The 23,077-nt window shown below is 65.6% G+C and carries 20 protein-coding genes; 14 read left to right on the top strand and 6 right to left on the bottom strand.

The annotated features are described in order from the left end of the window. The first annotated feature begins 14 nt into the window (after window positions 1-14). The 8 genes from trpA (at window position 15) to ACUH78_RS00875 (ending at window position 8,694) form a co-directional block, all read left to right on the top strand. Entirely contained in the window at window positions 15-830 is an 816-nt protein-coding gene (trpA, locus tag ACUH78_RS00840; protein ID WP_418363043.1) for a tryptophan synthase subunit alpha, read from the top strand. A gap of 2 nt (window positions 831-832) precedes the next feature. Further along, a complete protein-coding gene (gene accD / locus ACUH78_RS00845; protein WP_418363042.1) occupies window positions 833-1,711 on the top strand; it encodes an acetyl-CoA carboxylase, carboxyltransferase subunit beta in 879 nt (292 codons plus the stop codon). Further along, window positions 1,711-3,033, top strand: coding sequence for a bifunctional tetrahydrofolate synthase/dihydrofolate synthase (gene folC / locus ACUH78_RS00850; RefSeq protein WP_445332506.1), 1,323 nt, complete (start codon window positions 1,711-1,713; stop codon window positions 3,031-3,033). Before accD ends, folC begins: the two co-directional genes overlap by 1 nt. A gap of 8 nt (window positions 3,034-3,041) precedes the next feature. After that, window positions 3,042-3,704 (top strand): SPOR domain-containing protein, encoded by a 663-nt coding sequence (locus ACUH78_RS00855; protein WP_418363040.1) that lies wholly within the window; start codon window positions 3,042-3,044, stop codon window positions 3,702-3,704. A gap of 10 nt (window positions 3,705-3,714) precedes the next feature. Beyond that, window positions 3,715-4,206 (top strand): CvpA family protein, encoded by a 492-nt coding sequence (locus tag ACUH78_RS00860; RefSeq protein WP_418363039.1) that lies wholly within the window; start codon window positions 3,715-3,717, stop codon window positions 4,204-4,206. An 11-nt stretch (window positions 4,207-4,217) separates the two neighbouring features. Further along, window positions 4,218-5,756 (top strand): amidophosphoribosyltransferase, encoded by a 1,539-nt coding sequence (purF, locus tag ACUH78_RS00865; protein ID WP_418363038.1) that lies wholly within the window; start codon window positions 4,218-4,220, stop codon window positions 5,754-5,756. Between the two features lie 29 nt (window positions 5,757-5,785). Next, window positions 5,786-6,970: an O-succinylhomoserine sulfhydrylase gene (locus tag ACUH78_RS00870; RefSeq protein ID WP_445332505.1), complete on the top strand. Its 1,185-nt coding sequence runs from the start codon at window positions 5,786-5,788 to the stop codon at window positions 6,968-6,970. Window positions 6,971-7,107: 137 nt separating this feature from the next. Beyond that, window positions 7,108-8,694, top strand: a complete 1,587-nt coding sequence (locus ACUH78_RS00875) for a sulfatase-like hydrolase/transferase (protein ID WP_445332504.1) — start codon at window positions 7,108-7,110, stop codon at window positions 8,692-8,694. On the opposite strand, the gene ACUH78_RS00880 is transcribed toward ACUH78_RS00875, so the two are convergent. The 3 genes from ACUH78_RS00880 to ACUH78_RS00890 form a co-directional block, all read right to left on the bottom strand. Then, on the bottom strand, window positions 8,649-9,413 hold the full coding sequence (locus ACUH78_RS00880) for a UDP-2,3-diacylglucosamine diphosphatase (RefSeq protein ID WP_445332503.1): 765 nt from the start codon (window positions 9,411-9,413) through the stop codon (window positions 8,649-8,651). The two genes, ACUH78_RS00875 and ACUH78_RS00880, sit on opposite strands and share 46 nt — an antisense overlap. A gap of 62 nt (window positions 9,414-9,475) precedes the next feature. Next, complete coding sequence (locus tag ACUH78_RS00885) at window positions 9,476-9,970, bottom strand: peptidylprolyl isomerase (RefSeq protein WP_418363034.1); 495 nt, start codon at window positions 9,968-9,970, stop codon at window positions 9,476-9,478. Between the two features lie 72 nt (window positions 9,971-10,042). Further along, entirely contained in the window at window positions 10,043-10,630 is a 588-nt protein-coding gene (locus ACUH78_RS00890; RefSeq protein WP_418363033.1) for a peptidylprolyl isomerase, read from the bottom strand. Window positions 10,631-10,865: 235 nt separating this feature from the next. Between ACUH78_RS00890 and cysS the strand changes: the two genes are divergently transcribed. Both cysS and ACUH78_RS00900 read left to right on the top strand, forming a co-directional pair. Next, the gene (gene cysS / locus ACUH78_RS00895) at window positions 10,866-12,251 is read left to right on the top strand and encodes a cysteine--tRNA ligase (protein WP_445332502.1); all 1,386 of its coding nucleotides are present in this window, start codon (window positions 10,866-10,868) and stop codon (window positions 12,249-12,251) included. 70 nt (window positions 12,252-12,321) lie between these two features. Continuing rightward, complete coding sequence (locus ACUH78_RS00900) at window positions 12,322-12,747, top strand: ribonucleotide reductase subunit alpha (RefSeq protein WP_418363031.1); 426 nt, start codon at window positions 12,322-12,324, stop codon at window positions 12,745-12,747. 128 nt (window positions 12,748-12,875) lie between these two features. Here ACUH78_RS00900 and dnaJ read toward each other — a convergent pair whose 3' ends face one another. From dnaJ to grpE, 3 genes are all read right to left on the bottom strand, one after another. After that, on the bottom strand, window positions 12,876-14,003 hold the full coding sequence (gene dnaJ / locus ACUH78_RS00905) for a molecular chaperone DnaJ (protein WP_418363030.1): 1,128 nt from the start codon (window positions 14,001-14,003) through the stop codon (window positions 12,876-12,878). A 96-nt stretch (window positions 14,004-14,099) separates the two neighbouring features. Then, on the bottom strand, window positions 14,100-16,028 hold the full coding sequence (gene dnaK, locus ACUH78_RS00910; RefSeq protein ID WP_418363029.1) for a molecular chaperone DnaK: 1,929 nt from the start codon (window positions 16,026-16,028) through the stop codon (window positions 14,100-14,102). Window positions 16,029-16,153: 125 nt separating this feature from the next. After that, window positions 16,154-16,753: a nucleotide exchange factor GrpE gene (grpE, locus tag ACUH78_RS00915; protein WP_418363028.1), complete on the bottom strand. Its 600-nt coding sequence runs from the start codon at window positions 16,751-16,753 to the stop codon at window positions 16,154-16,156. A gap of 214 nt (window positions 16,754-16,967) precedes the next feature. Between grpE and gyrA the strand changes: the two genes are divergently transcribed. The 4 genes from gyrA (at window position 16,968) to hisC (ending at window position 23,069) form a co-directional block, all read left to right on the top strand. After that, a complete protein-coding gene (gene gyrA, locus ACUH78_RS00920) occupies window positions 16,968-19,628 on the top strand; it encodes a DNA gyrase subunit A (protein ID WP_418363027.1) in 2,661 nt (886 codons plus the stop codon). Next, on the top strand, window positions 19,628-20,725 hold the full coding sequence (gene serC, locus ACUH78_RS00925; RefSeq protein WP_418363026.1) for a 3-phosphoserine/phosphohydroxythreonine transaminase: 1,098 nt from the start codon (window positions 19,628-19,630) through the stop codon (window positions 20,723-20,725). Before gyrA ends, serC begins: the two co-directional genes overlap by 1 nt. Before the next feature lie 79 nt (window positions 20,726-20,804). Continuing rightward, window positions 20,805-21,872, top strand: coding sequence for a prephenate dehydratase (gene pheA / locus ACUH78_RS00930; RefSeq protein ID WP_435750356.1), 1,068 nt, complete (start codon window positions 20,805-20,807; stop codon window positions 21,870-21,872). Window positions 21,873-21,971: 99 nt separating this feature from the next. After that, entirely contained in the window at window positions 21,972-23,069 is a 1,098-nt protein-coding gene (gene hisC, locus ACUH78_RS00935) for a histidinol-phosphate transaminase (RefSeq protein WP_418363024.1), read from the top strand. Window positions 23,070-23,077 lie beyond the last annotated feature (8 nt).

Genomic DNA, 23,077 nt, shown 5'->3' on the forward strand with positions numbered 1-23,077 from the left:
AGTGTGATCGAGACATGTCAAGAATCCAGACCGTTTTCCAGCGCCTGCAGGCTGAAGGCCGCAAGGCGCTGATCCCCTTCGTCACCGCCGGCTTTCCGGCGCCCGAACTCACCCTGCCGCTGATGAATGCGCTCGTTGAAGGCGGCGCCGACATCCTCGAGCTCGGCGTGCCGTTCTCCGACCCGATGGCCGATGGCCCCACCATTCAGCGCGCTTCCGAGCGAGCGCTCGCACAGGGCATGAGCCTGCGCAAGGTGCTCGAAACCGTGCGCGTCTTCCGTGCCGCCAATGCCGATACGCCAGTGGTGTTGATGGGCTACGCCAATCCGATCGAGGCCATGGGGCCCGAGCGCTTCGTGGCTGCGGCGCGTGAGGCCGGTGTCGACGGCGTGCTGGTGGTCGATTACCCGCCCGAGGAGTGCGTGAGCTTTGCCGCCACTGCGAAGGCGGGCGGGCTCGATCCGATCTTCCTGCTTGCGCCGACCTCGTCGGAGCAGCGTTTCGCTGACGTTGCGCGTGCCGGCAGCGGCTACATCTACTACGTTTCGCTGAAGGGTGTGACTGGCAGCGCAAAGCTCGACGTCGAGGAGGTTGCGCGTCGCATTCCGCAGATCCGGGCCGCGGTCGGCATGCCGGTGGGCGTGGGCTTCGGCATCCGCGATGCCGAGAGCGCGCAGCGCGTCGGTGCGGTGGCGGATGCGGTGGTGATCGGCAGCCGCATCATCGAGGAAATCGAGAACCACCCCGGGGCGGAGGTCGAGCGTGTGACCGCCTTCATGCGCGACATTCGCGTCGCGCTCGACGCCCTCGTTGCGGACAAAGGAGCCTGAACATGAGCTGGTTGCAGAAGCTGCTGCCACCGAAGATCAAGCGCGGCGATGCCTCCGCGCGCAATAAATCTATTCCTGAAGGCCTGTGGAGCAAATGCGAGGGTTGCGAGTCGGTGCTGTATCGCACCGATCTCGACGGCAACCTTGGTGTGTGCCCCAAGTGTGGCCATCACCACCGCCTGCGCGCGCGCCGTCGTCTCGATGTGCTGCTCGACGCCGACGGACGCAGCGAGATCGGCGCCGAGGTCACGCCGGTCGATGCGCTCAAGTTCAAGGATTCGCGCAAGTATCCCGACCGCCTGTCGGCAGCAACTGCCGACACCGGCGAGGCCGACGCCATGGTGGTGATGAAGGGTGCAATCAAGAGCGTGCCGGTCGTGGTCGCCTGCTTCGAGTTCGAGTTCCTCGGCGGTTCGATGGGCTCGGTCGTTGGGGAGCGCTTCGTGCGGGGTGCGAAGGTGGCCTACGAGGAACGGCTGCCCTTCATCTGTATCACCGCTTCGGGGGGGGCACGCATGCAGGAAGGCCTGCTTTCGCTGATGCAGATGGCCAAGACGACCGCCTCGGTCACCCGCCTTGCTGATCGCCGGCTGCCCTTCGTGACCGTGCTGACCGACCCGACCATGGGCGGTGTGTCGGCGAGCTTCGCCTTCATGGGGGACGTGGTAATCGCCGAACCCAATGCCCTGATCGGTTTTGCCGGCCCGCGCGTGATTGAGCAGACCGTGCGCGAGACGCTGCCCGAGGGCTTCCAGCGCGCCGAGTTCCTGCTGGAGAAGGGGGCCATCGATCTCATCGTCGATCGTCGCGAGATGCGTGAGCAACTCGCCACGCTGCTTGCGATGCTGAACCGGCAGCCTGCAGACGTGGTTGCCGACTGATGTCCGCTGAGCACGATCGTCCGAATCTCCCGGACAGTCTCGGCGCTTGGCTCGCGCTGCTCGAGCAGCGCCACGGCCAGCGTATCGAGCTCGGCCTGGAGCGGGTCGCTGCGGTTCGTGACCGTATGGCGGCCGAAAGCGATGCGGTCCTCATCACGGTGGGGGGCACCAACGGCAAGGGTTCCTGCTGCGCGATGCTCGAGAGCATCCTGCTCGCCGCAGGCTATCGCGTTGGCTGCTATACCTCGCCGCACTTGCTGCGCTACAACGAGCGCGTGAGGGTGGACGGGCACGAGGTCGACGACGGAGCCCTGGTGCGTGCCTTCGCGGCGGTGGAGGTGGCACGTGGCGACACCGTGCTGACCTATTTCGAGCACGGTACGCTTGCGGCCTGGCAGGTCTTTGCGGACGCTGCACTGGACGTGGTGATCCTTGAGGTGGGCCTCGGGGGGCGTCTGGACGCGGTCAATGTGTTCGAGCCCGACTGTGCGCTCGTCACCAGCATCGCCATGGACCACATGGACTATCTTGGCGACACGCGCGAGGCGATCGGTTTCGAGAAGGCTGGGATCTTCCGCTCCGGCCGCCCAGCGGTGTGTGGTGATCCCCAGCCCCCGGTCACGCTGGTCGAGCACGCCGCAGAGATTGGTGCGGCGCTGTGGATCAGTGGACGCGATTTCGGTTTCGGTGGCGACCGCCAGCAGTGGGGGTATTGGCGCTATGCCGAACCGCCGGCGCAAGGTGCGCTCGTCAAACGGGGTGGTATGGCCTATCCGGCCTTGCGCGGGGCCAACCAGTTGCTCAATGCCGCGGCGGTGATGACCGTGCTCGAAACCCTGCGCGACCGGCTGCCGGTGTCCATGCAGCATGTTCGTCAGGGGCTGATGCTGGTCGACGTTCCGGGGCGCTTCCAGGTACTCGCGGGTCGGCCCGCCATTGTGCTCGATGTCGCACACAACCCGCAGGCGGCTGGCGTGCTCGCCGACAATCTCGGCAACATGGGCTTCTATCCCGAGACCTGGGCGGTGCTCGGGATGCTCAACGACAAGGACGTCGAAGGCGTCGTGTCGCTGATGGCCGGGCGTGTGGACCACTGGCGGCTGGCGTCCTTGCCCGGGGGGCGCGGGCTGTCGGCCGAAGCGCTCGCCGCGCGTGTGCGTGCGGCGGGTGGCAAGGGCGATATCGCCTGTTATGGTTCGCCCATCGAAGCGCTCACGGCGGCGCAGGGAGAGGTTGGCGACGATGATAGAATCGTGGTCTTTGGATCCTTCCTGACGGTAGCGGATGCGCTCGCGGCCCTGAAGGCTGCAAGGCGCGCGTGAGGGCTGGCGTGAGCGACGCAGAAAACCTGGAGATCAAGAAGCGGGCGAGGCGCAGGCTGGTGGGTGCAATCGCGCTCGCCTTGCTTGCTGCCGTGGTGCTGCCGGTGATGATGGATCAGGAGCCGCATCCGTCGATGCAGGACATCCAGATCACCATCCCCGACCGGGACAAGGTGGCAGCGTTGCCGTCGCCGGCACCGCAGCCCGCACCGGGAAATGACGGAGGCGTGGCGACGGTCGTGCCGGTGCCCGAGGATGATGGCGCTGCCACCGCCGAATCTGCACCGCCGCCCGTTGCGGCGCCCGCGCCTGCGAAGCCTCCTGCCGCAGGGCCGACGCCGCCGAAGGCTGCGGTCGTTCCCGAGGCACCACGACTGGCTGCGCCCGCGCGCTCGGCAGAGGAAGAGGCACGTGTGCGGGCGATCCTGGCGGGCGAGCCGGTACCCCCGCGCAGCGAATCCTTTGTGGTCCAGGTCGGGGCCTTCAGTGATGCGGCCAAGGCTGCGAAGCTCGTAGACGAACTCAAGGCAAAGGGCTTCTCGGCCTACACCGAGCCGGCGGGCCAGGTGACGCGCGTGCGCGTGGGGCCGGTCGCAGGCCGTGAAGCCGCGGACAAGGTGGTCGGACGCCTCAAGGCTGCAGGGCACCAGGCCGTGCTGCAGGCGCGCTGAACGGGACCCGATGACGGCATTCGATTACGTCTTCCTGGGCATGCTCGCGTTCTCCGCTGCGATCGGAATGTGGCGCGGGCTGGTCAGCGAGGTCATGGCGGTGCTGGCCTGGGTTGCTGCATTGTTTGCCGCCTGGCGCTATAACGAACAGGCCGCCAGCGTTTTTGAGGGTCTCATCCTCGAGCCGATGTGGCGTCAGGTCGCCGGGGGGGCGCTGGTCGTGGTCGGCGTGCTGATTCTGGTGGCGCTGCTGCGTTACCTGTTGCGCGAGCTATTGCGGGCCGCCGGGCTGGGGCCCACCGACCGCTTCTTCGGCGCATTGTTCGGCATCGCGCGCGGACTCGCGATCGCCCTCGTTGTGGTCCTGATCGGCGGTCTTGCCGGGGTGTCGCGCGAGCCCTGGTGGGCACAGTCGCTCTTTGCGCCGCCGCTGGAGTCAGTGGTGATCGCTACCAAACCCTGGCTACCCGATGTGGTGGCCGAAAAAATTCGATTCAGATAGGCGTTACTTCCATGTGCGGAATTCTCGGTGTCGTTGCCACCTCCCCCGTCAACCAGCTGCTCTACGATGGCCTGCAGGTTCTCCAGCACCGCGGTCAGGACGCGGCCGGCATCGCTACCTCGGAGGGCGGGCGCTTCCACATGCACAAGGGGTCCGGACTGGTGCGCGACGTGTTCCGCACGCGCAACATGCGCAACCTGATGGGCAACTGGGGCATCGGCCATGTGCGCTACCCGACTGCCGGCTCGGCCTACAACGCAGCAGAAGCCCAGCCCTTCTACGTGAACTCGCCCTTCGGCCTGTTGCTGGCGCACAACGGCAACCTCACGAATTCGGAATCGCTCAAGCGCGAGATGTTCCTGTCGGACCTGCGCCACATCAACACCAGCAGCGATTCCGAGGTCCTGCTCAACGTGCTTGCCCATGAGCTGCAGGCAGCCTGCAACGGCCTCAAGCTCGATGAGGACGCAATCTTCCGCGCGGTGGCGGGCGTGCATCGCCGCTGTCGCGGTGCCTATGCGGTGGTCGTGATGATCGCTGGCTACGGGCTGCTCGCCTTCCGCGACCCCTTCGGCATCCGCCCGCTCGTGGTGGGGCGCAACGACACCGGGGCGGGGGCGGAATGGCTGGTGGCATCCGAGTCGGTCGCCCTCGACGTCCTCGGGTTCAAGCTGCTGCGCGACGTGGAGCCGGGGGAGGCGGTGCTGGTGGATGTGGATGGCAATTTCCACAGCCGCCAGTGCGCGAGCAAGACGGTGCACGCCCCGTGCATGTTCGAATACGTTTATCTGGCGCGCCCGGACTCCATCATCGATGGCGTCTCGGTGTATGAATCACGCATGAAGATGGGCGAGTTTCTTGCGGATCGCATGAAGCGCACGATGCCGAATGTTCACATCGACGTGGTCATCCCGATTCCGGACTCCAGCCGCCCCTCTGCCATGCAGATGGCGCACCGGCTCGGCCTGCCGTTCCGCGAGGGCTTCGTCAAGAACCGCTATATCGGGCGGACCTTCATCATGCCCGGTCAATCCACGCGCAAGAAATCGGTGCGGCAGAAGCTCAACACCATCCATCAGGAATTCCGGGGTAAGAGCGTGCTGCTGGTGGACGACTCGATCGTGCGTGGCACCACGAGCAAGGAAATCGTGAATATGGCGCGCGAGGCCGGTGCGACAAAGGTATACCTCGCCTCCGCCGCGCCCCCGGTGCGGCACGCGAACGTCTATGGCATTGACATGCCGACGCGGGGCGAGTTGATTGCCAGTGATCGCAGCGAGGACGAGATCTGCCGCGAGATCGGTGCGGACGGGCTGATCTACCAGGATCTGGACGATCTGAAGGCGTCAGTGCGTGCGCTGAACCCCTCGCTCAGCTTCTTCGAGACTTCGTGCTTCGATGGCCAGTACGTCACGGGCGACATTACCGCGGAGTACCTGAACGGGGTGGAGAACCAGCGTGGCGAGCTCAAGCCCGCCAAGCAAGACGGCCACGACGATGCGGACGATGGCCAGCTTGACCTGAACCTCGCCGGTGAGAATGAGGGCTGAGCCTGCCCCCCATGGTACGGAAGACCTTGATGAGCAATTTCGATCCCGCATCCCTTCGCCCCGACACCCTTGCTGTCCGCGCCGGCATCGAGCGCACGCAGTTCCGCGAGCATGGCGAGGCGATGTACCTGACCTCCAGCTTCGTGTTCGAGAGCGCGGAGCAGGCGGCAGCCTGCTTCTCCGGCGCGGAGGAGGGCTACGTCTATGCGCGCTTCTCCAACCCGACCGTAACTGCGATGCAGACCCGGCTTGCCGCGCTGGAAGGTGCGGAAGCCTGCGTCGCCACCGCGTCGGGCATGTCGGCGATCATGTCGCTGGTGATGGCGCTGTTGCAGGCGGGTGACCACATCGTGGCGTCGAATGGACTCTTCGGCGCCACGCAGCAGTTGTTCGGCAACATCCTGTCCAGGTTCGGCATCGAAACCAGCTTCGTGCCGGCCACGGACCTGCAGGCCTATCGGGATGCGGTGCGCCCGCGGACGAAGCTGTTCTTCGTCGAAACCCCATCGAATCCGCTTACCGAGGTGGTGGACATCGCTGCGGTCGCGGGCGTGGCGCATGAGGCCGGGGCGCTGCTCGCCGTGGATAACTGCTTCTGCACGCCGGTGCTGCAGCGTCCGCTGGCGCTGGGCGCCGATGTCGTCGTGCACTCGGCCACCAAATACCTGGACGGGCAGGGCAGGGTGCTGGGCGGGGCGGTCGTGGGACGCAAGACGGTCACCGATGAAGTGTTCAAATTTCTGCGCACTGCCGGGCCGACGCTGTCGCCGTTCAATGCCTGGGTGATTCTGAAAGGACTGGAGACGCTGCGCATCCGCATGCAGGCGCAGTGCGCGAGCGCGCTGGAGCTTGCGGGCTGGCTCGAGGCGCAGCCCGGCGTGACCCGCGTCTTCTATCCGGGTCTGCCGTCCCATCCGCAGCATGCGCTCGCGATGCGACAGCAGAAGGCGGGCGGGGCGGTCGTCAGTTTCGAGGTGGCGGGTGGGCGCGAAGCCGCCTGGCGCGTCATCGACAACACCCGCTTGATCTCCATTACGGCCAACCTCGGCGACACCAAGACCACGATCACCCATCCCGCGACGACCACGCATGGGCGGATCTCGTCCGAGGCACGCGCCGCGTCGGGGATTGGCGACGGGCTGCTGCGGGTGGCGGTCGGTCTCGAGGACGTGGATGACCTGAAGGAAGACCTCGCGCGCGGCCTGAAGCGTTGAGAACGCCCTGCATGCAACAAACGGAGACGCTTCAGCGAAAGGTTACTGTTTTGTTGCGGTGAAGTTGCATTACCATTGCGTCCCCGTGACGAGCGTACCGTTCCGCGTACGCCGGGATTCGCAATGGCGGTGTCGGCATGCGCGTTGGAAGACTGCTCAGGTTTCTGGCCATTCTGGCTGGATGTATGCTCTATGCGGTGCCGAGATGGCTGACGGACGAGTTCGGTCGCGTCAGCATCGACCAGATCCTGTATCACCTCCGCTTCGGGTCCGAAGGCGTGCTGAGCAGCGATCCCGAGCTCATTCGCCGCTTCCTGTGGCGGGCGTTGGCCTTGCCGGCCGCGCTCGCAGTGCTGCTGTGGGGCGTGGACGGTTGGCTGCGTCATCTGCGCAGGCATCCCGATGCCTGGCCGCGGCCCTGGCTGCGTCGTGCCGGCCGGGCGCTTGCGGTGGCCTTGAGGTGGGCAGCGCACCACACCGCGCCGCGCATCGTCCCGCTGATGGTGCTGGGTGTGGGGGTTGCCTTCTTCGTGGACAGTTTCTCGGTAGCGCGCTATGTGCGCGGCTACTTCGGGGATGATTACTTCGCCGAAGCCTATGTGGATCCTGGCCGTGCAACGCTGCAGCGGGTGGGCAAGCAGCCCAAGAGCCTGGTGCTGATCTATGTCGAAAGCCTGGAGACGAGCTATTCCGATCCGGCCCTGTTCGGCCACGACCTGCTGCACCGACTGAATGCGCTGAAGTCCCGACCGGGCGTGGTCTCCTTCGACAGCTATCGCGAGTTGATGGGAGCGCACTTCACGATCGCCAGCCTCGTCTCTACCCAGTGCGGCGTTCCCCTGAAATCGATCGCGATGTTCGGCGGCAACGTTCAGGGCGAGAAGGTGGAGCGCTACCTGCCGCGTGCGCGCTGCCTGGGCGATCTCCTTGCCGCAGAGGGCTACCGCAACGTGTTCCTGAATGGCTCTAGCCTAGCCTTCGCGGGGGTCGGCAAGTTTTTTCACGACCATCGCTACCACCGCGTGATGGGACGGGAGGAGTGGATCGAGGCGGGCGAGCCGCCGGCCGGGATGAGCGGTTGGGGGCTGCGGGACGATGCGTTGTTCCGCCGTGCCCGCGCGGAACTCGGGCAGCTGATGAAGTCGAAGCAGCCCTTCAATCTCACCGTGCTGACCATCGATACTCATCACCCCTATGGTCACCTGTCGCCGGAATGCGCGCGCCGCGGCCACGAGGGCTTCGAAGGGGTCGTTGAGTGCACCGCGGATCTGGTGGCCGAGTTCGTGGAGTACATCATTGCCCGTGGCTGGCTTGATCGCGTCGCGATCGTGGTGCAGGGCGACCACCTGGCGATGGGCAATTCCTCGTATCAGAAGCTGGTGCGCAATCCCGAACGCCGTGTGTTCAACCTGCTGATCTCGAACGATGCCAAGCTTGCGGCGAATACCCGGGAAGTCACCCACTTCGACATGCTGCCGACCATCCTGGATCTGGTAGGGTTGCAGGTGAAAGACGGGCGTGCCGGGCTGGGCTACTCGGCGATCGGACCGGTGCGGGCGCCACGGCCACCCAACCACGTTGCCAGCATGTCCGAGAAAGTGCTCGATTACAGTGCCACCTATCGCTCGCTGTGGGAGCCGCCCGAGCATCTGGCCGAGCAGCCTCGCCCGGCGCCGCCTCAGCCGGCAGTGGTCGATGCTGCGGTGAACGAACTGCCGTCGTAGCGCAGCCAGCAGGCCTCGCCGCGCCAGTCGGGGAGCACCCGCCGCTCGCAGGGATGTCCGTCGAGCGTGAAGCGGTGGGTGTCGGGGCGGTGGGTATGGCCGTGCACCAGCACCGGGAACCCGTGTTGGCGCAGCAAGGCCGCGACGGCGTCCGCATTGACGTCCATGATCTCCAAGGACTTGTCAGCCTTCGCCGCCTCGCTCTTCTGCCGCAGACCGGCGATGAAGGTCTTGCGCGCAGCCAGCGGCTGAGCGAGAAAGCCAGCTTGCCACCCAGGGTCGCGCACCTGCTTGCGGAAGGCCTGGTAGGCTAGATCGTCCGTGCACAGCGCGTCTCCGTGGGCGAGCAGCAGCGTCGGGGCTTGCGCTCCGGTCCCGAAGCGCACAGGGGCAGGGTCGGTGAGCAGGGTGGCGCCGATCGCGGCGGCGAACCTCGGGCCCGCGAGGAGATCGCGATTGCCGGTCATGAAGAAGACCGCAGTTCCCCGGTCGACGAGTGCCCGGACCGCTGCGGCGATGCGGGCGTTGAAAGGGGTCTCTAGGTCGTCGTCGCCCGCCCAGTATTCGAACAGGTCGCCGAGGATGAAGAGGCTAGCGGCCTCGCGCGCTGGCCCCTGCAGGAAAGAGAGGAAGGCGGAGACGTTGGCCGGTTCGTCCTCGTTCAGGTGCAGGTCGGAAATGAACAATGCCGGAAGTGCCGCGCGGGCGGCTTCCGGCATTGCTGCGGTACCCCCGTCCTTTTGGGAGGGGGTGCCGGGTGCGCGTTCGCGGGTGGGCACGATCAGACGACTTCGGCGCGCTCGATGACCACGTCCTCTTTCGGCACGTCCTGGTGGAAGCCGCTCGAGCCGGTCTTGACCTTGCGGATGGCGTCCACCACGTCCAGCCCTTCGGTGACACGGCCGAACACGCAGTAACCCCAGCCTTGCAGGTCGGGCGAGCGGTAGTTGAGGAATTCGTTGTCGGCGACGTTGATGAAGAACTGTGCCGTGGCCGAGTGCGGGGCCTGTGTGCGCGCCATCGCGATCGTGCCGCGCTCGTTCTTGAGGCCGTTGTCGGCCTCATTCTTGATCTGTTCGCCGGTGGGCTTCTGGGTCATGCCCGGCTCGAAGCCGCCGCCCTGGATCATGAAGCCGTCGATGACGCGGTGGAAGATCGTGTTGTCGTAGTGGCCGGATTCGACGTAGGCGAGGAAGTTGGCCACGGTAGCCGGGGCTTTCTCAGCGTCGAGTTCGAGGGTGATGACGCCATGGTTGGTGTGCAGTTTGACTGCCATGTGATGCTCTCCTGGGGTGATTCGCGTGTCGTCCCGGCACCCTGTGTGCCGGGCGTCGGGGCAGGTCGATGCCTACTTGCTGGCCTTGCTGGCCGGGGCGGGGGTTTCGAGCAGGCGGGCGCTCTCCACGACTACCGGCTCGAGCGGCACGTTCTGGTGCATGCCGAGGTTGCCGGTGGCCAGTTTGCCGATCTTCTCCACCACGTCCATGCCGCGGACGACCTTGCCAAACACGGCATATCCCCAGCCGTCTCGGGACGGGTAGTCGAGGAAGGTGTTGGGCTTGAGGTTGATGAAGAACTGCGCGGTGGCCGAGTGCGGGTCGGAGGTGCGCGCCATCGCCAGCGTGCCGGGTTCGTTGCGCAGGCCGTTCTTCGCCTCGTTCTCGATCGGAGCGCGGGTGGCCTTCTGGTTCATCTGTGCGTCGAACCCGCCGCCCTGGATCATGAAGCCGTCGATCACGCGGTGGAAGACGGTGCCGTCGTAGAAGCCGTCCTTCACGTACTGCACGAAGTTCTCGGCGGATTTCGGCGCCTTGTCCGCGTAGAGTTCGACGACGATTTCGCCCTGATTGGTCTTCATCTCGACCATCGGGTTGGCCGCAAGGGCGGGCATGGTCAGGGTGGCGGAAGCGGCGAGGGCGAACAGGTATTTCTTCATGGAACCTCCGGGGGCTGGAGGGCGCATGCACCGGATGCTGCGCCCTTGCGGCGTGAGGAGAAGGCTTTTGCGTGCGTGCTATACTCGCGCGCTTGCCAGGGTGGGGCCGCGTTCGGGAACGAGGCGGAATTCTAGCAACAAGCCCACACCCCCACAATCGCGCGCCCCTCACGCAGCGGGGCGCCGCGCTGGTACCCGACCTTCCGACCACCGTACTCTTCTGTCGTCCGGACCGATGCTCTCGATCTACAACACGCTCTCGCGCAGTAAGGAAGTCTTCAAGCCCATCGAACCCGGAAAGGTCCGCATGTACGTGTGCGGCATGACGGTGTATGACTTCTGTCACCTCGGCCATGCGCGGGTGATGGTGGTGTTCGACATGGTGGCACGCTGGCTGCGGGCAAGCGGCCTGGACGTCACTTACGTGCGCAACATCACCGACATCGACGACAAGATCATCCGCCGCGCGCAGGAGAACGGCGAGAGCATCCGCCAGCTCACCGACCGCTTCATCGCCGCAATGCATGAAGATGCAGACGCGCTCGGCGTTCTGCGCCCCGAGCACGAGCCGCGCGCCACGGACTACGTTGCGCAGATGCAGTCGCTGATCTCGCGCCTGGAGCAGAAGGGCCTCGCCTACGTCGCGGCGAACCGCGACGTGTGCTACGCGGTGCGCAAATTCGACGGCTACGGCAAGCTGTCGGGCAAGTCGCTCGACGAGCTGCGCGCCGGCGAGCGCGTGGACGTGGCGCAGGACAAGAATGATCCACTCGATTTCGTGTTGTGGAAGCATGCCAAGACCGAGGAGCCGGGGGAGGTAAAGTGGGCTTCGCCCTGGGGCGAGGGGCGCCCCGGCTGGCACATCGAGTGCTCGGCGATGAGCTCGGACCTGCTCGGCGACCACTTCGACATCCATGGTGGCGGCATGGACCTGCAGTTTCCCCACCATGAGAACGAAATCGCACAGTCGGAAGGCGCGCATGGTCACGCCTTCGTCAATTACTGGATGCACAACGGCTTCGTACGCGTCGACGACGAGAAGATGTCGAAGTCGCTCGGCAACTTCTTCACCATCCGCGAGGTGCTGCAGAAGTACGACCCCGAGGTGGTGCGCTTCTTCATCCTGCGGGCGCACTATCGCAGTGCGCTCAACTATTCCGACGCCCACCTGGAAGACGCCCGCAACGCGCTCACCCGCCTGTACACCGCCTTGAAGAACGTGCCGGCGCACGGTGATGCCGTGGTCGACTGGAACGAGCCGCACGCCAAGCGCTTCCGCGCTGCGATGGACGACGATTTCAACACTGCCGAGGCTGTGGCCGTGTTGTTCGAGCTTGCCAACGAGCTTAACCGTGGCGCCTCGCCGGCGCTTGCGGTACAGCTGAAGGCGCTTGCGGGCGTGCTCGGCCTGCTCGGCCGCGCGCCGCAGGCTTTCCTTCAGGCGGGGGCGCCGGACGCGGGCGGGTTGGATGCCGAAGCGATCGAGGTCAGGATCGCCGAGCGCACCGCCGCCAAGAAGGCGAAGAACTTTGCCGAGGCCGACCGCATCCGTGCTGCGCTGACCGAGGCAGGCGTCATCCTTGAGGATGGCCCCGGCGGAACCACCTGGCGCCGCGCCTGAGGCGGCGTTCCAGCGCCGCAACGCATCTGCACAAACCGCACCGCACACGCACTGCATAAGGAACCTGCACATGATCATCACCGGCTTCCAGAGCCTGCTCGACGCCGCCCGCAAGCAACCCGAGCCGCAGCGCCTGCTGCTGGTGTTCACGCGCGCCGAACTCCCCGAGAACGCCACGCCCGAGCAGCGCGCCAGCTTTGAGCAGGGCGAGGGTGGTGCGCTGGTGCCGGTGATGTATGTCGACAAGCGTCCGGAAGAACTGCAGAGCTTCGAGGAGCTGGTCGAGGAGTCGCGCCACACCGGTCAGAGCTGGGACATGATGTTCGTCGGCTGCCTGAGCGGCCAGGCGGGGCGCGAGCCGAGCGACGACACGGTGCAAAAGGCGCTCGAAACCATGCTCATGTCGATCCAGGGTGGCATCGTCGCCCACCTGCTGGCCTACCGCCCGAACGGTGAACAGGTTTGGCTGCCCGACCAGGCGGAAGGCCTGGCCTGATCGTCTTCCTGCGGCCGGAGCGTTCCGCCGGCCACGCGCAATGAAAGCGGCCCGCGATTCGGTGTGAATCGCGGGCCGCTCGTCTTTCATCCGCCCCGGTGGACAGGGGCGGTTTTGCGTGCCGACGCTCAGGTGCCGAAGAAGTCGCGCACCTTGTCCATCCAACCCTTGGCCTTCGGGTTGTGGCGGTCGGCATTGCCGCTGGAGATCTCTTCGAACTCCCGCAGCAACTCCTTCTGGCGTTCGGTCAGGTTCACCGGGGTCTCGACCACGACATGGCACATCAGGTCGCCATGCACGTGGCTACGCACGTTCTTGATGCCCTTGCCGCGCAGGCGGAATACTTTGCCGCTCTGCGTCTCGGCCGGAATCTTGAGCCGTGCCATGCCGTCCAGCGTGGGGATCTCGATCTCGCCGCCGAGCGCCGCAGTGCTGATGCTGATCGGCATCTCGCAGTGCAGATCGTCATGGTCGCGCTCGAAAACGGCATGCTTGCGGATGTGAATCTCGACGTAGAGATCGCCCGGTGGTCCACCATTGACGCCCGGCTCGCCATGCCCGGCGTGTCGCAGGCGCATGCCTTCGTCGATGCCTGCGGGGATCTTCACCTCTAGCGTCTTCTGCTTCTTCACTCGGCCGGCGCCGCCGCAGTCGCGGCAGGGGTCAGGGATGATCTTGCCGCTGCCGTGGCACTTCGGACAGGTTTGCTGGATCGAGAAGAAGCCCTGCTGCACGCGAACCTGGCCGTGGCCGTTGCAGGTGGGGCAGGGCTTGGGCTGGGTGCCGGGCTTGGCGCCGCTGCCGTGGCAGGTGCCGCACTCCTCGACGGTGGGGATGCGGATCGTCTTCTCGGCGCCGCGCGCGGCTTCTTCGAGCGTGATCTCAAGGTTGTAGCGCAGGTCGGCGCCGCGATAGACGTTCGAGCGCCCGCCGCGTCCGCCGCCACCGAACAGGTCGCCGAAGATGTCGCCGAAGGCGTCGGCAAACCCACCCTCGAAGCCCTGTGCGCCGGGGCCCGCGCCCATGGACGGATCCACGCCGGCGTGGCCGTAGCGGTCGTAGGCGGCCTTCTTCTGCGGGTCGGAGAGCATCTCGTAGGCCTCCTTGGCCTCCTTGAACTTCTCCTCCGCCTCCTTGTTGTCCGGATTGCGGTCCGGGTGGTACTTCATGGCCAGCTTGCGGTAGGCCTTCTTGATCTCGTCGTCGCCCGCGTCGCGGTTGACGCCGAGGACTTCGTAGTAATCCCTTTTGGACATGGTGCTTCGCTCAGTCTGGTCTCAAGCAAAGGCCGAGCCGGCACCGGAGCAGGGCTCCGGCGGGGCTCGGCCGCGAAGGATTCGCCAGAGTGACGATTACTTCTTGTCCTTCACTTCGGTGAATTCGGCATCCACTACATCGGCATCGTCGGCCTTGCCGCCGGCCTGCTGGCCGCCTGCGCCGGCACCCGGCTGGGCGCCGCCTTCGGCCTGGGCGTACATCTGCTCGCCGAGCTTCTGCGCGGCCATCGCCAAGGCCTGGCTCTTGGCCTCGATGCTGTCCTTGTCACCGCTCTTGATCGCCTCTTCGGCGTCCTTCATCGCGGCCTCGATCTTGGACTTCTCGTCCTCGGAGAGCTTGTCGCCGTACTCGGTCAGCGCCTTGCGGGTCGAGTGCACCAGCGCGTCGCACTGGTTGCGAGCGTCGACCAACTCGTGCGCCTTCTTGTCTTCCTCGGCGTGCGCTTCGGCGTCGCGTACCATGCGCTCGACCTCGTCGTCCGACAGGCCGGAGTTGGCCTGGATCTTGATCTTGTTCTCCTTGCCGGTGGCCTTGTCCTTTGCCGACACGTGCAGGATGCCGTTGGCGTCGATGTCGAAGGTGACCTCGATCTGCGGCATGCCGCGCGGCGCCGGCGGGATGTCCGACAGGTTGAACTGGCCCAGGCTCTTGTTGCCCGAGGCCATCTCGCGCTCGCCCTGCAGCACGTGGATGGTCACGGCCGACTGGTTGTCGTCGGCGGTCGAGAACACCTGCGAGGCCTTGGTCGGAATCGTGGTGTTCTTCTGGATCAGCTTGGTCATCACGCCGCCCAGGGTTTCGATGCCGAGCGACAGCGGGGTCACGTCTAGCAGCAGCACATCCTTGACTTCGCCCTGCAGCACGCCGCCCTGGATGGAGGCGCCCACTGCCACGGCTTCGTCCGGGTTCACGTCACGGCGCGGCTCCTTGCCGAAGAATTCCTTCACCTTGTCGATGACCTTGGGCATGCGGGTCTGGCCACCGACGAGGATCACGTCGTCGATGTCGGACACCTTGAGGCCGGCGTCCTTCAGCGCGATGCGGCAGGGCTCGATCGAGCGCTCGATCAGCTCTTCCACCAGCGACTCGAACTTGGCGCGGGTGATCTTGATCGCGAGGTGCTTGGGGCCCGAGGCGTCGGCGGTGATGTACGGCAGGTTGATCTCGGTCTGCTGGCCCGAGGACAGCTCGATCTTGGCCTTCTCGGCGGCTTCCTTCAGGCGCTGCAGCGCGAGCACGTCGTTCTTGAGATCGACGCCCTGTTCCTTTTTGAACTCGGTGACGATGTAGTCGATGATGCGCTGGTCGAAGTCCTCGCCACCCAGGAAGGTGTCGCCGTTGGTGGCCAGCACTTCGAACTGGTGCTCGCCGTCGAGATCGGCGATCTCGATGATCGAGATGTCGAAGGTGCCGCCGCCGAGGTCATACACTGCGATCTTGGAGTCGCCCGGCTTCTTGTCCATGCCGAAGGCGAGCGCGGCGGCGGTGGGCTCGTTGATGATGCGTTTGACTTCCAGACCGGCGATGCGGCCGGCGTCCTTGGTGGCCTGGCGCTGGCTGTCGTTGAAGTAGGCCGGCACGGTGATGACCGCCTCGGTGACTTCCTCGCCGAGGTAGTCCTCGGCGGTCTTCTTCATCTTGCGCAGGATCTCGGCGGACACCTGCGGCGGCGCGATCTTCTTGCCGCGCACTTCCACCCAGGCGTCGCCGTTGTCGGCCTTGGAGATCGTGAAGGGCATCATCGCGATGTCCTTCTGCACTTCCTTCTCCTCGAAGCGACGGCCGATGAGGCGCTTGATCGCGAACAGGGTGTTCTTGGCGTTGGTGACTGCCTGGCGCTTGGCCGGCGCGCCCACCAGGATCTCGCCGTCTTCTGCGTAGGCGACGATGGAAGGCGTGGTGCGTGCGCCTTCGGAGTTCTCGATGACCTTCGGCTTGCCGCCTTCCATCACGGAGACGCAGCTGTTGGTGGTGCCGAGGTCGATGCCGATGATCTTGCCCATGAGTGTTCCTCTTTAGTCTGTTCAGTCTGTATCTGGGGCGCGCAGCGGTGGGTGCGCCAGTCTGCTTCGAATATGGGGCGGCTTGCCCGGCTTTCAAGCGCGCCGCACGAAAAACCTGACGAGGCCTACTGGCTCTTGCCCTTCGAGACCATCACCATGGCGGGACGGATCACGCGCTCGCTGAGTAGATAGCCCTTCTGCAGCACAGTCACCACCGTGTTGGCCTCGGCGTCGGCCTCGACCATGCTGATTGCCTGGTGCTTGTTCGGGTCGAACCTCTGGCCGAGGGGGTTCTCCTCGGCAAGGCTGGCGCTCTCGAATGCCGCGACCAGTTGCTTCAGGGTGAGCTCGACGCCTTCACGCAGGGTTTCGACGGTCTGGTTCTCCGTGGCGAGCGCAGCCTCCAGGCTATCCTTGACCGGCAGCATCGCGGTGGCGAACTTCTCGGCTGCGAACTTGCCCGCCTTGACGATGTCCTCCTGCGCGCGGCGGCGCACGTTCTCGGTCTCGGCCTTGGCGCGCAGCCAGGCGTCGTGGTGCTCCGCAGCCTTCAGTTCAGCTTGGCGCAGCGCTTCCTCGATGCCGGGCATGCTGTCGATGCCGCGTTCCGGGGAAGCGTCCTGTGTGGCATGGCCAGCTTCCACTCCTGACTGGGCATGGGTGTCCTGGGTCTGGGCGAGCTCGTGCTCGGTCGTGTTCGGGCTGGCCTGATTGGGGTCCTGCATGTCGGTCGTGCTCCCTGTTGATCCGAAACAGTCCGGTAGCTGGGGATGACGCGCTGGATTTCAAGAGCTGCCAGCAAGAAATCGGTGGCCGAAGCTTTGGGCTGCCGTGTGCCATCCGGAGGGCGCTTCTGCCGCGCCAGGGCAGGGCGGCTGATGCCCTCCGTGCGTGGTAAGATCACGTGTTTTGGTTTTCGCGGCTCGTCCGCCTGCAAGCATGACCCAGTTCGCCAAGGAAACCCTGCCGATCAGCCTCGAAGAGGAGATGCGCCACTCCTATCTCGATTACGCGATGAGCGTGATCGTGGGGCGTGCGCTGCCCGATGCGCGCGATGGCCTCAAGCCGGTGCATCGGCGCGTGCTGTTCGCAATGCACGAGTTGTCCAACGACTGGAATCGCGCGTACAAGAAGTCTGCGCGTATCGTCGGCGACGTCATCGGTAAGTACCACCCGCACGGCGACACCGCGGTGTACGACACCATCGTGCGCATGGCGCAGGACTTTTCGCTGCGCTACATGCTGGTCGATGGTCAGGGCAACTTCGGCTCCGTCGATGGCGACAACGCGGCGGCGATGCGTTACACCGAAATCCGCATGGCGCGCATCGGTCACGAGCTGCTGGCCGACATCGAAAAGGAAACGGTCGACTTCGGCCCGAACTACGATGGTTCCGAGAGGGAGCCGCTGGTTCTGCCCACCCGCATCCCCAATCTGCTCATCAATGGTTCGAGCGGAATCGCGGTGGGCATGGCGACCAACATTCCGCCGCACAACCTGGGCGAGGTGGTCGAGGCCTGCCTGAAGCTGCTCGCCGAGCCCGACACAGACATCGAGGCGCTGATCGACATCATCCAGGCGCCGGACTTTCCGACCGCCGGTCTGATCTATGGCCTGCATGGCGTGCGCGAGGGCTACCGCACTGGCCGTGGGCGCGTGATCATGCGTGCCCGTACCCACTTCGAGCCGATCGGCAAGACCGATCGCCAGGCGATCATCGTCGACGAGCTGCCTTACCAGGTGAACAAGCGCACCCTGCAGGAGCGCATGGCCGAGCTGGTCAACGAGAAGAAGATCGAGGGCATCAGCGAGATCCGCGACGAGTCCGACAAGTCGGGCATGCGCCTCGTCATCGAGTTGAAGCGCGGCGAGATGCCCGAGGTGGTGCTCAATAAGCTCTTCAAGCACACCCAGCTGCAGGACAGCTTCGGCATGAACATGGTGGCGCTGGTTGACGGCAAGCCGCGCCTGCTGAACCTCAAGCAGATGCTGGTGTGCTTCCTCGAGCACCGGCGCGAGGTCGTCACCCGCCGCACCATCTTCGAGCTGAAGAAGGCGCGCGACCGGGGTCACGTCCTCGAAGGCCTTGCGGTGGCGCTGTCCAACGTCGACGAGATCATCGCTCTCATCAAGGCCGCACCCACGCCCGCGGACGCCAAGCGCGGGCTGATGGCGCGCGAGTGGCGCTCGGCGCTGGTCGAAGAGATGCTGTCGCGCGCGCTCGCCGACAGCTACCGCCCGGAAGGGCTCGATCCGCAATACGGGCTGCAGGCACAGGGCTATCGCCTGTCCGAGACCCAGGCCCAGGCCATCCTCGAGCTGCGCCTGCAGCGCCTCACCGGCCTCGAGCAGGACAAGATCGTCGGCGAATACCGCGAGGTCATGGACGTCATCACCGACCTGCTCGATATCCTCGCCCGCCCTGAGCGCATCACCGCGATCATCGTCGAGGAGCTCACCGCGGTGCGCAACCAGTTTGGCGATCCTCGCCGCTCCGAGCTGGTGATGAACACCGCCGAGATCAACATCGAGGATCTGATCACGCCGGAAGACATGGTCGTCACCCTGTCGCACACCGGGTACTTCAAGCGCCAGCCGCTCGCCGACTACCGCGCCCAGCGCCGTGGCGGCCGCGGCAAGCAGGCCACCTCGATGAAGGACGAGGACTTCATCGACCACCTCTTCGTCGCCAACACGCACGACACCGTGCTTTGCTTCTCCAGCCGCGGCCGTTGCTACTGGCTCAAGGTATACGAGGTGCCCGAGGGCACGCGCAACTCGCGTGGCAAGCCCATCGTGAACCTCTTCCCGCTGCTCGAAGGTGAGAAGATCACCGCGGTGCTGCCGATCAAGGAGTTCGACGAAGAGCACTTCGTGTTCATGGCGACTTCGGAAGGTACGGTCAAGAAAACCGCACTGACCGCGTTCTCCAACCCGCGCAAGGCCGGAATCATCGCGGTCAACCTGGATGACGGCGACCACCTGATTGGCGTGGCCATCACCGACGGCCAGTGCGACGTGATGCTCTTCTCCGACGCCGGCAAGGCCGTGCGCTTCGCAGAGACCGACGTGCGCCCGATGGGACGCGAGGCACGCGGCGTACGCGGCATGATGCTCGAGGACGGCCAGGCCGTGATCGCCATGCTGGTGGCCAAGGATGAGTCGCAGTCGGTGCTGACCGCGACCGAGAACGGTTTCGGCAAGCGCACGCCGGTCGCCGAGTATACCCGCCACGGCCGTGGCACCAAGGGCATGATCGCGATCCAGACCAGTGATCGCAATGGCAAGCTGGTCGCTGCGGTGCTGGTCGAGCCAAGCGACGAGATCATGCTGATCTCCACCGGTGGAGTGCTGATTCGCACAGGCGTGGAGAGCATCCGTGAGATGGGGCGCTCGACCCAGGGCGTGACGCTGATCAACCTCGACGACGGCACGTACCTCGCGAGCGTGGAGAAGGTGGCCGAGTCGGAGTCCGACGAGAGCATGCGTGTCAACGGTGACGGCGCCGAAGAGGATGACGAGGCTGCAGGTGACGCGGGTTCGAACCCCGCGTCGGGCGAGGGTGGATCCCCGGCGGCCGGAGACGAAGGAGAGGCCTGATGAGCCGCGTGTGGAACTTCAGCGCCGGCCCTGCGGCGCTGCCTGAAGAAGTGTTGCGTCAGGCCGCCGCAGAGATGCTGGACTGGCATGGCGCCGGCATGGGCGTGATGGAGATGAGCCATCGCGGCAAGGAGTTCACCGCCATTGCTGCGCAGGCGGAGGCCGACCTGCGCGAGCTGCTTGCGGTGCCGGCCAACTACCGTGTCCTCTTCATGCAGGGCGGGGCGATCGCGGAGAACGCGATCATCCCGATGAACCTGATGGGCGACAAGCGCGTGGCCGATTACGTGGTCACCGGCGCGTGGTCGCAGAAGTCGCAGAAGGAGGCGCGCAAGTACGCAGAGGTGAACATCGCCGCGTCGTCTGAGGCGGGTGGCTTCACGACCGTGCCCGCGATAGCGGAGTGGAAGCTTTCCGCCGATCCCGCCTACGTGTTCACTTGCACCAACGAGACCATCGGTGGCCTCGAGTATCCCTTCGAGCCCGACCTCGCACAGGTCGGCCGCGGCGAGGTGCCGGTGGTGGCGGACATGTCCTCGCACATCCTGTCGCGCGTGATCGACGTGTCGAAGTACGGCCTGATCTTCGGTGGGGCGCAGAAGAACATCGGCCCCGCGGGGCTGACCATCGTGATCGTGCGCGAGGACCTGCTCGGGCGGGCGATGCCGCACTGTCCCACCGCCTTCGACTTCAAGACCGTGGCGGACAACGGCTCGATGTACAACACTCCACCCACCTACGGTATCTACATCGCCGGCCTTGTCTTCCAGTGGCTCAAGCGCCAGGGCGGGGTGGCTGCGATCGAGGCACAGAACGTCGCCAAGGCAAGGCTGCTGTACGACTTCCTCGACGCCAGCGATTTCTACGAGAATCGCATCGACCCGGCCTGCCGCTCGCGCATGAACGTGCCCTTCTTCCTGAAGGACGAGGCGCTCAACGAAGCCTTCCTCGCCGAATCGAAGGCCGCCGGGCTGGTGCAGCTGAAGGGACACAAGTCGGTCGGCGGCATGCGCGCGTCGATCTACAACGCGATGCCGCTCGAGGGCGTGCAGGCCCTGGTGCGCTTCATGCACGATTTCGCCGCCCGCCGCGGTTGAAGTCGGGTGGGCACAGGCAGGGCCGCACGGAAATACGGAACGAAAACAGGATGCAAGCCGGAGGGGCCACGGGCCGAGCATGAGCGACGAACTGCTGAAACTGCGCAACGAGATCGACCGCATCGACGAGGAGATCCTCGCCCGCCTCGCCGAGCGCGCGCGCTGCGCGCAGCGCGTGGGCGAGATCAAGCGCGGGGTGATGTACTACCGCCCCGAGCGCGAGGCCCAGGTGTTGCGCCGCCTGGCCGAGCTCAACCCCGGTCCGCTGTCCGCGGATGCGGTGAAGACCATCTTCCGCGAGGTGATGTCGGCGTGCCTCGGGCTCGAGCAGCCGCTGCGCGTGGCCTACCTTGGCCCCGCCGGCACGTTCTCGGAGAGCGCGAGCCGCAAGCATTTCGGCTCCGCACCCAACTTCATGCCGATGGCGGCGATTGATGATGTCTTCCGCGCGGTCGAGGCCGGCAATGCCGACTACGGGGTGGTGCCGGTGGAGAATTCCACCGAGGGCGCCGTCGGTGGCACGCTCGACCTGCTGCTTGCCAATCCGCTCAAGGTCTGCGGCGAGGTGCGCCTGCGCATCCACCAGCAGCTGATGTCGCGCGCGGACGGCATCGGCGCCGCGCGGCGCATCTATTCGCACGCGCAGTCGCTGGCGCAGTGCCATGAGTGGCTCAACCGCAACCTGCCGCACCTCCCGCGCATTCCTGTTGCGAGCAACGCCGAGGCGGCGCGCATGGCCGCCGAGGACTCCGAGTCCTGCGCCATCGCCGGCGAAGCGGCGGCACAGCTGTATGGGCTCAACATTCTCGCGCCCAATATCGAGGATGACCCCAACAACACCACGCGTTTCCTGGTCATCGCAGATCACGATGCAGGGCCTTCGGGTCATGACCGGACATCGCTGGTGTTCTCGTCGCCCAATCGCCCCGGGGCCATTCACGGCTTGCTCGAGCCGATGGCACGTCACGGAGTGGACATGACCAAGCTGCAGTCGCGCCCGGCGCGCTCCGGGCTGTGGGAGTACGTGTTCTACGCCGACATCAACGGCCACCGCGAGGATCCTGCGGTCGCTGCAGCACTGAGTGAACTCGGTGAACGCGCCGCGTTCGTGAAGGTCATCGGTTCCTACCCGGTCGCGGCGATCTGAGCCTGCCCGGGGGCGTCGCCGTCCCCGGCGCTGCAGTCGACCCGGATCCGGACACCACCCGGTTCGCGACCAGCGCGCGAACCTCAGCAGGAGAAGACAATGAGCGTTGCCAGCCTTGCCCCCGACTATGTCCGTGCAATCATGGCCTATCAACCCGGCAAGCCGATCTCGGAGCTTGCCCGTGAGATGGGCATCGCCGAGTCGGACATCGTCAAGCTCGCCTCCAATGAGAACCCGCTCGGCATGAGCCCGAGGGCGCGCGAAGCCGCGATTGCCGCCGTATCCGATGTGGCACGCTACCCGGACGGGGGCGCCTTCGCACTCAAGAATGCGCTGTGCCGCACGCTCGGTGTGCAGCCCGAGCAACTGGTGGTCGGCAACGGTTCGAACGACATTCTCGAGCTCGTTTCGCAGGCCTTTCTCGCGCCGGGGCTGTCGGCGGTCTATTCGCGTCATGCCTTCGCCGTGTATCCGCTTGCCACGAATGCGCGCGGTGCGCGCGGCATCGAGGTGGCGGCGAAGAATTTCGGTCATGACCTCGACGCCATGGCCGCAGCGATCCGCCCCGAGACCCGGGTGGTCTTCGTCGCCAACCCGAACAACCCCACCGGCACCTTCCTCGGCGGCGCTGAACTCGAGGCCTTCCTCGAGGGCGTCCCGCGTCACGTGCTCGTCGTGCTGGATGAGGCCTACACCGAATATCTTGCGCCCGAACAGCGCTACGACTCGATCGCCTGGCTGGCGCGCTTCCCCAATCTGCTCGTGTCGCGCACCTTCTCCAAGGCATACGGGCTGGCGGGCCTGCGTGTCGGTTATGGCGTGACGCATCCCGCGGTGGCCGATCTGATGAACCGGGTGCGCCAGCCTTTCAACGTGTCGTCGGTGGGCCTGGCGGCGGCCGAGGCGGCGCTTGGCGATGAGGAGTTCATCGCCCGCACGGCCGAAGTCAATCGCCGCGGCATGACGCAACTCACCGCGGCGTTCGGCGAGTTGGGGCTCGAGTGGATCCCCTCGGCGGGCAACTTCGTCACCTTCAAGGTCGGCGACGCGGTGGGCGTTAATCAGGCGCTGCTGCGTCAGGGCGTGATCGTGCGGCCGATCGCCGCCTATGGCATGCCGCAGTGGCTGCGTGTCTCGGTCGGCCTGGCTGAAGAGAACGCCCGCTTCATCGCGGCGCTCAAGCAGGCGCTCGCCTGACCGGAGGC

Source organism: Thauera sp. ZXT1-4, from assembly GCF_052598215.2.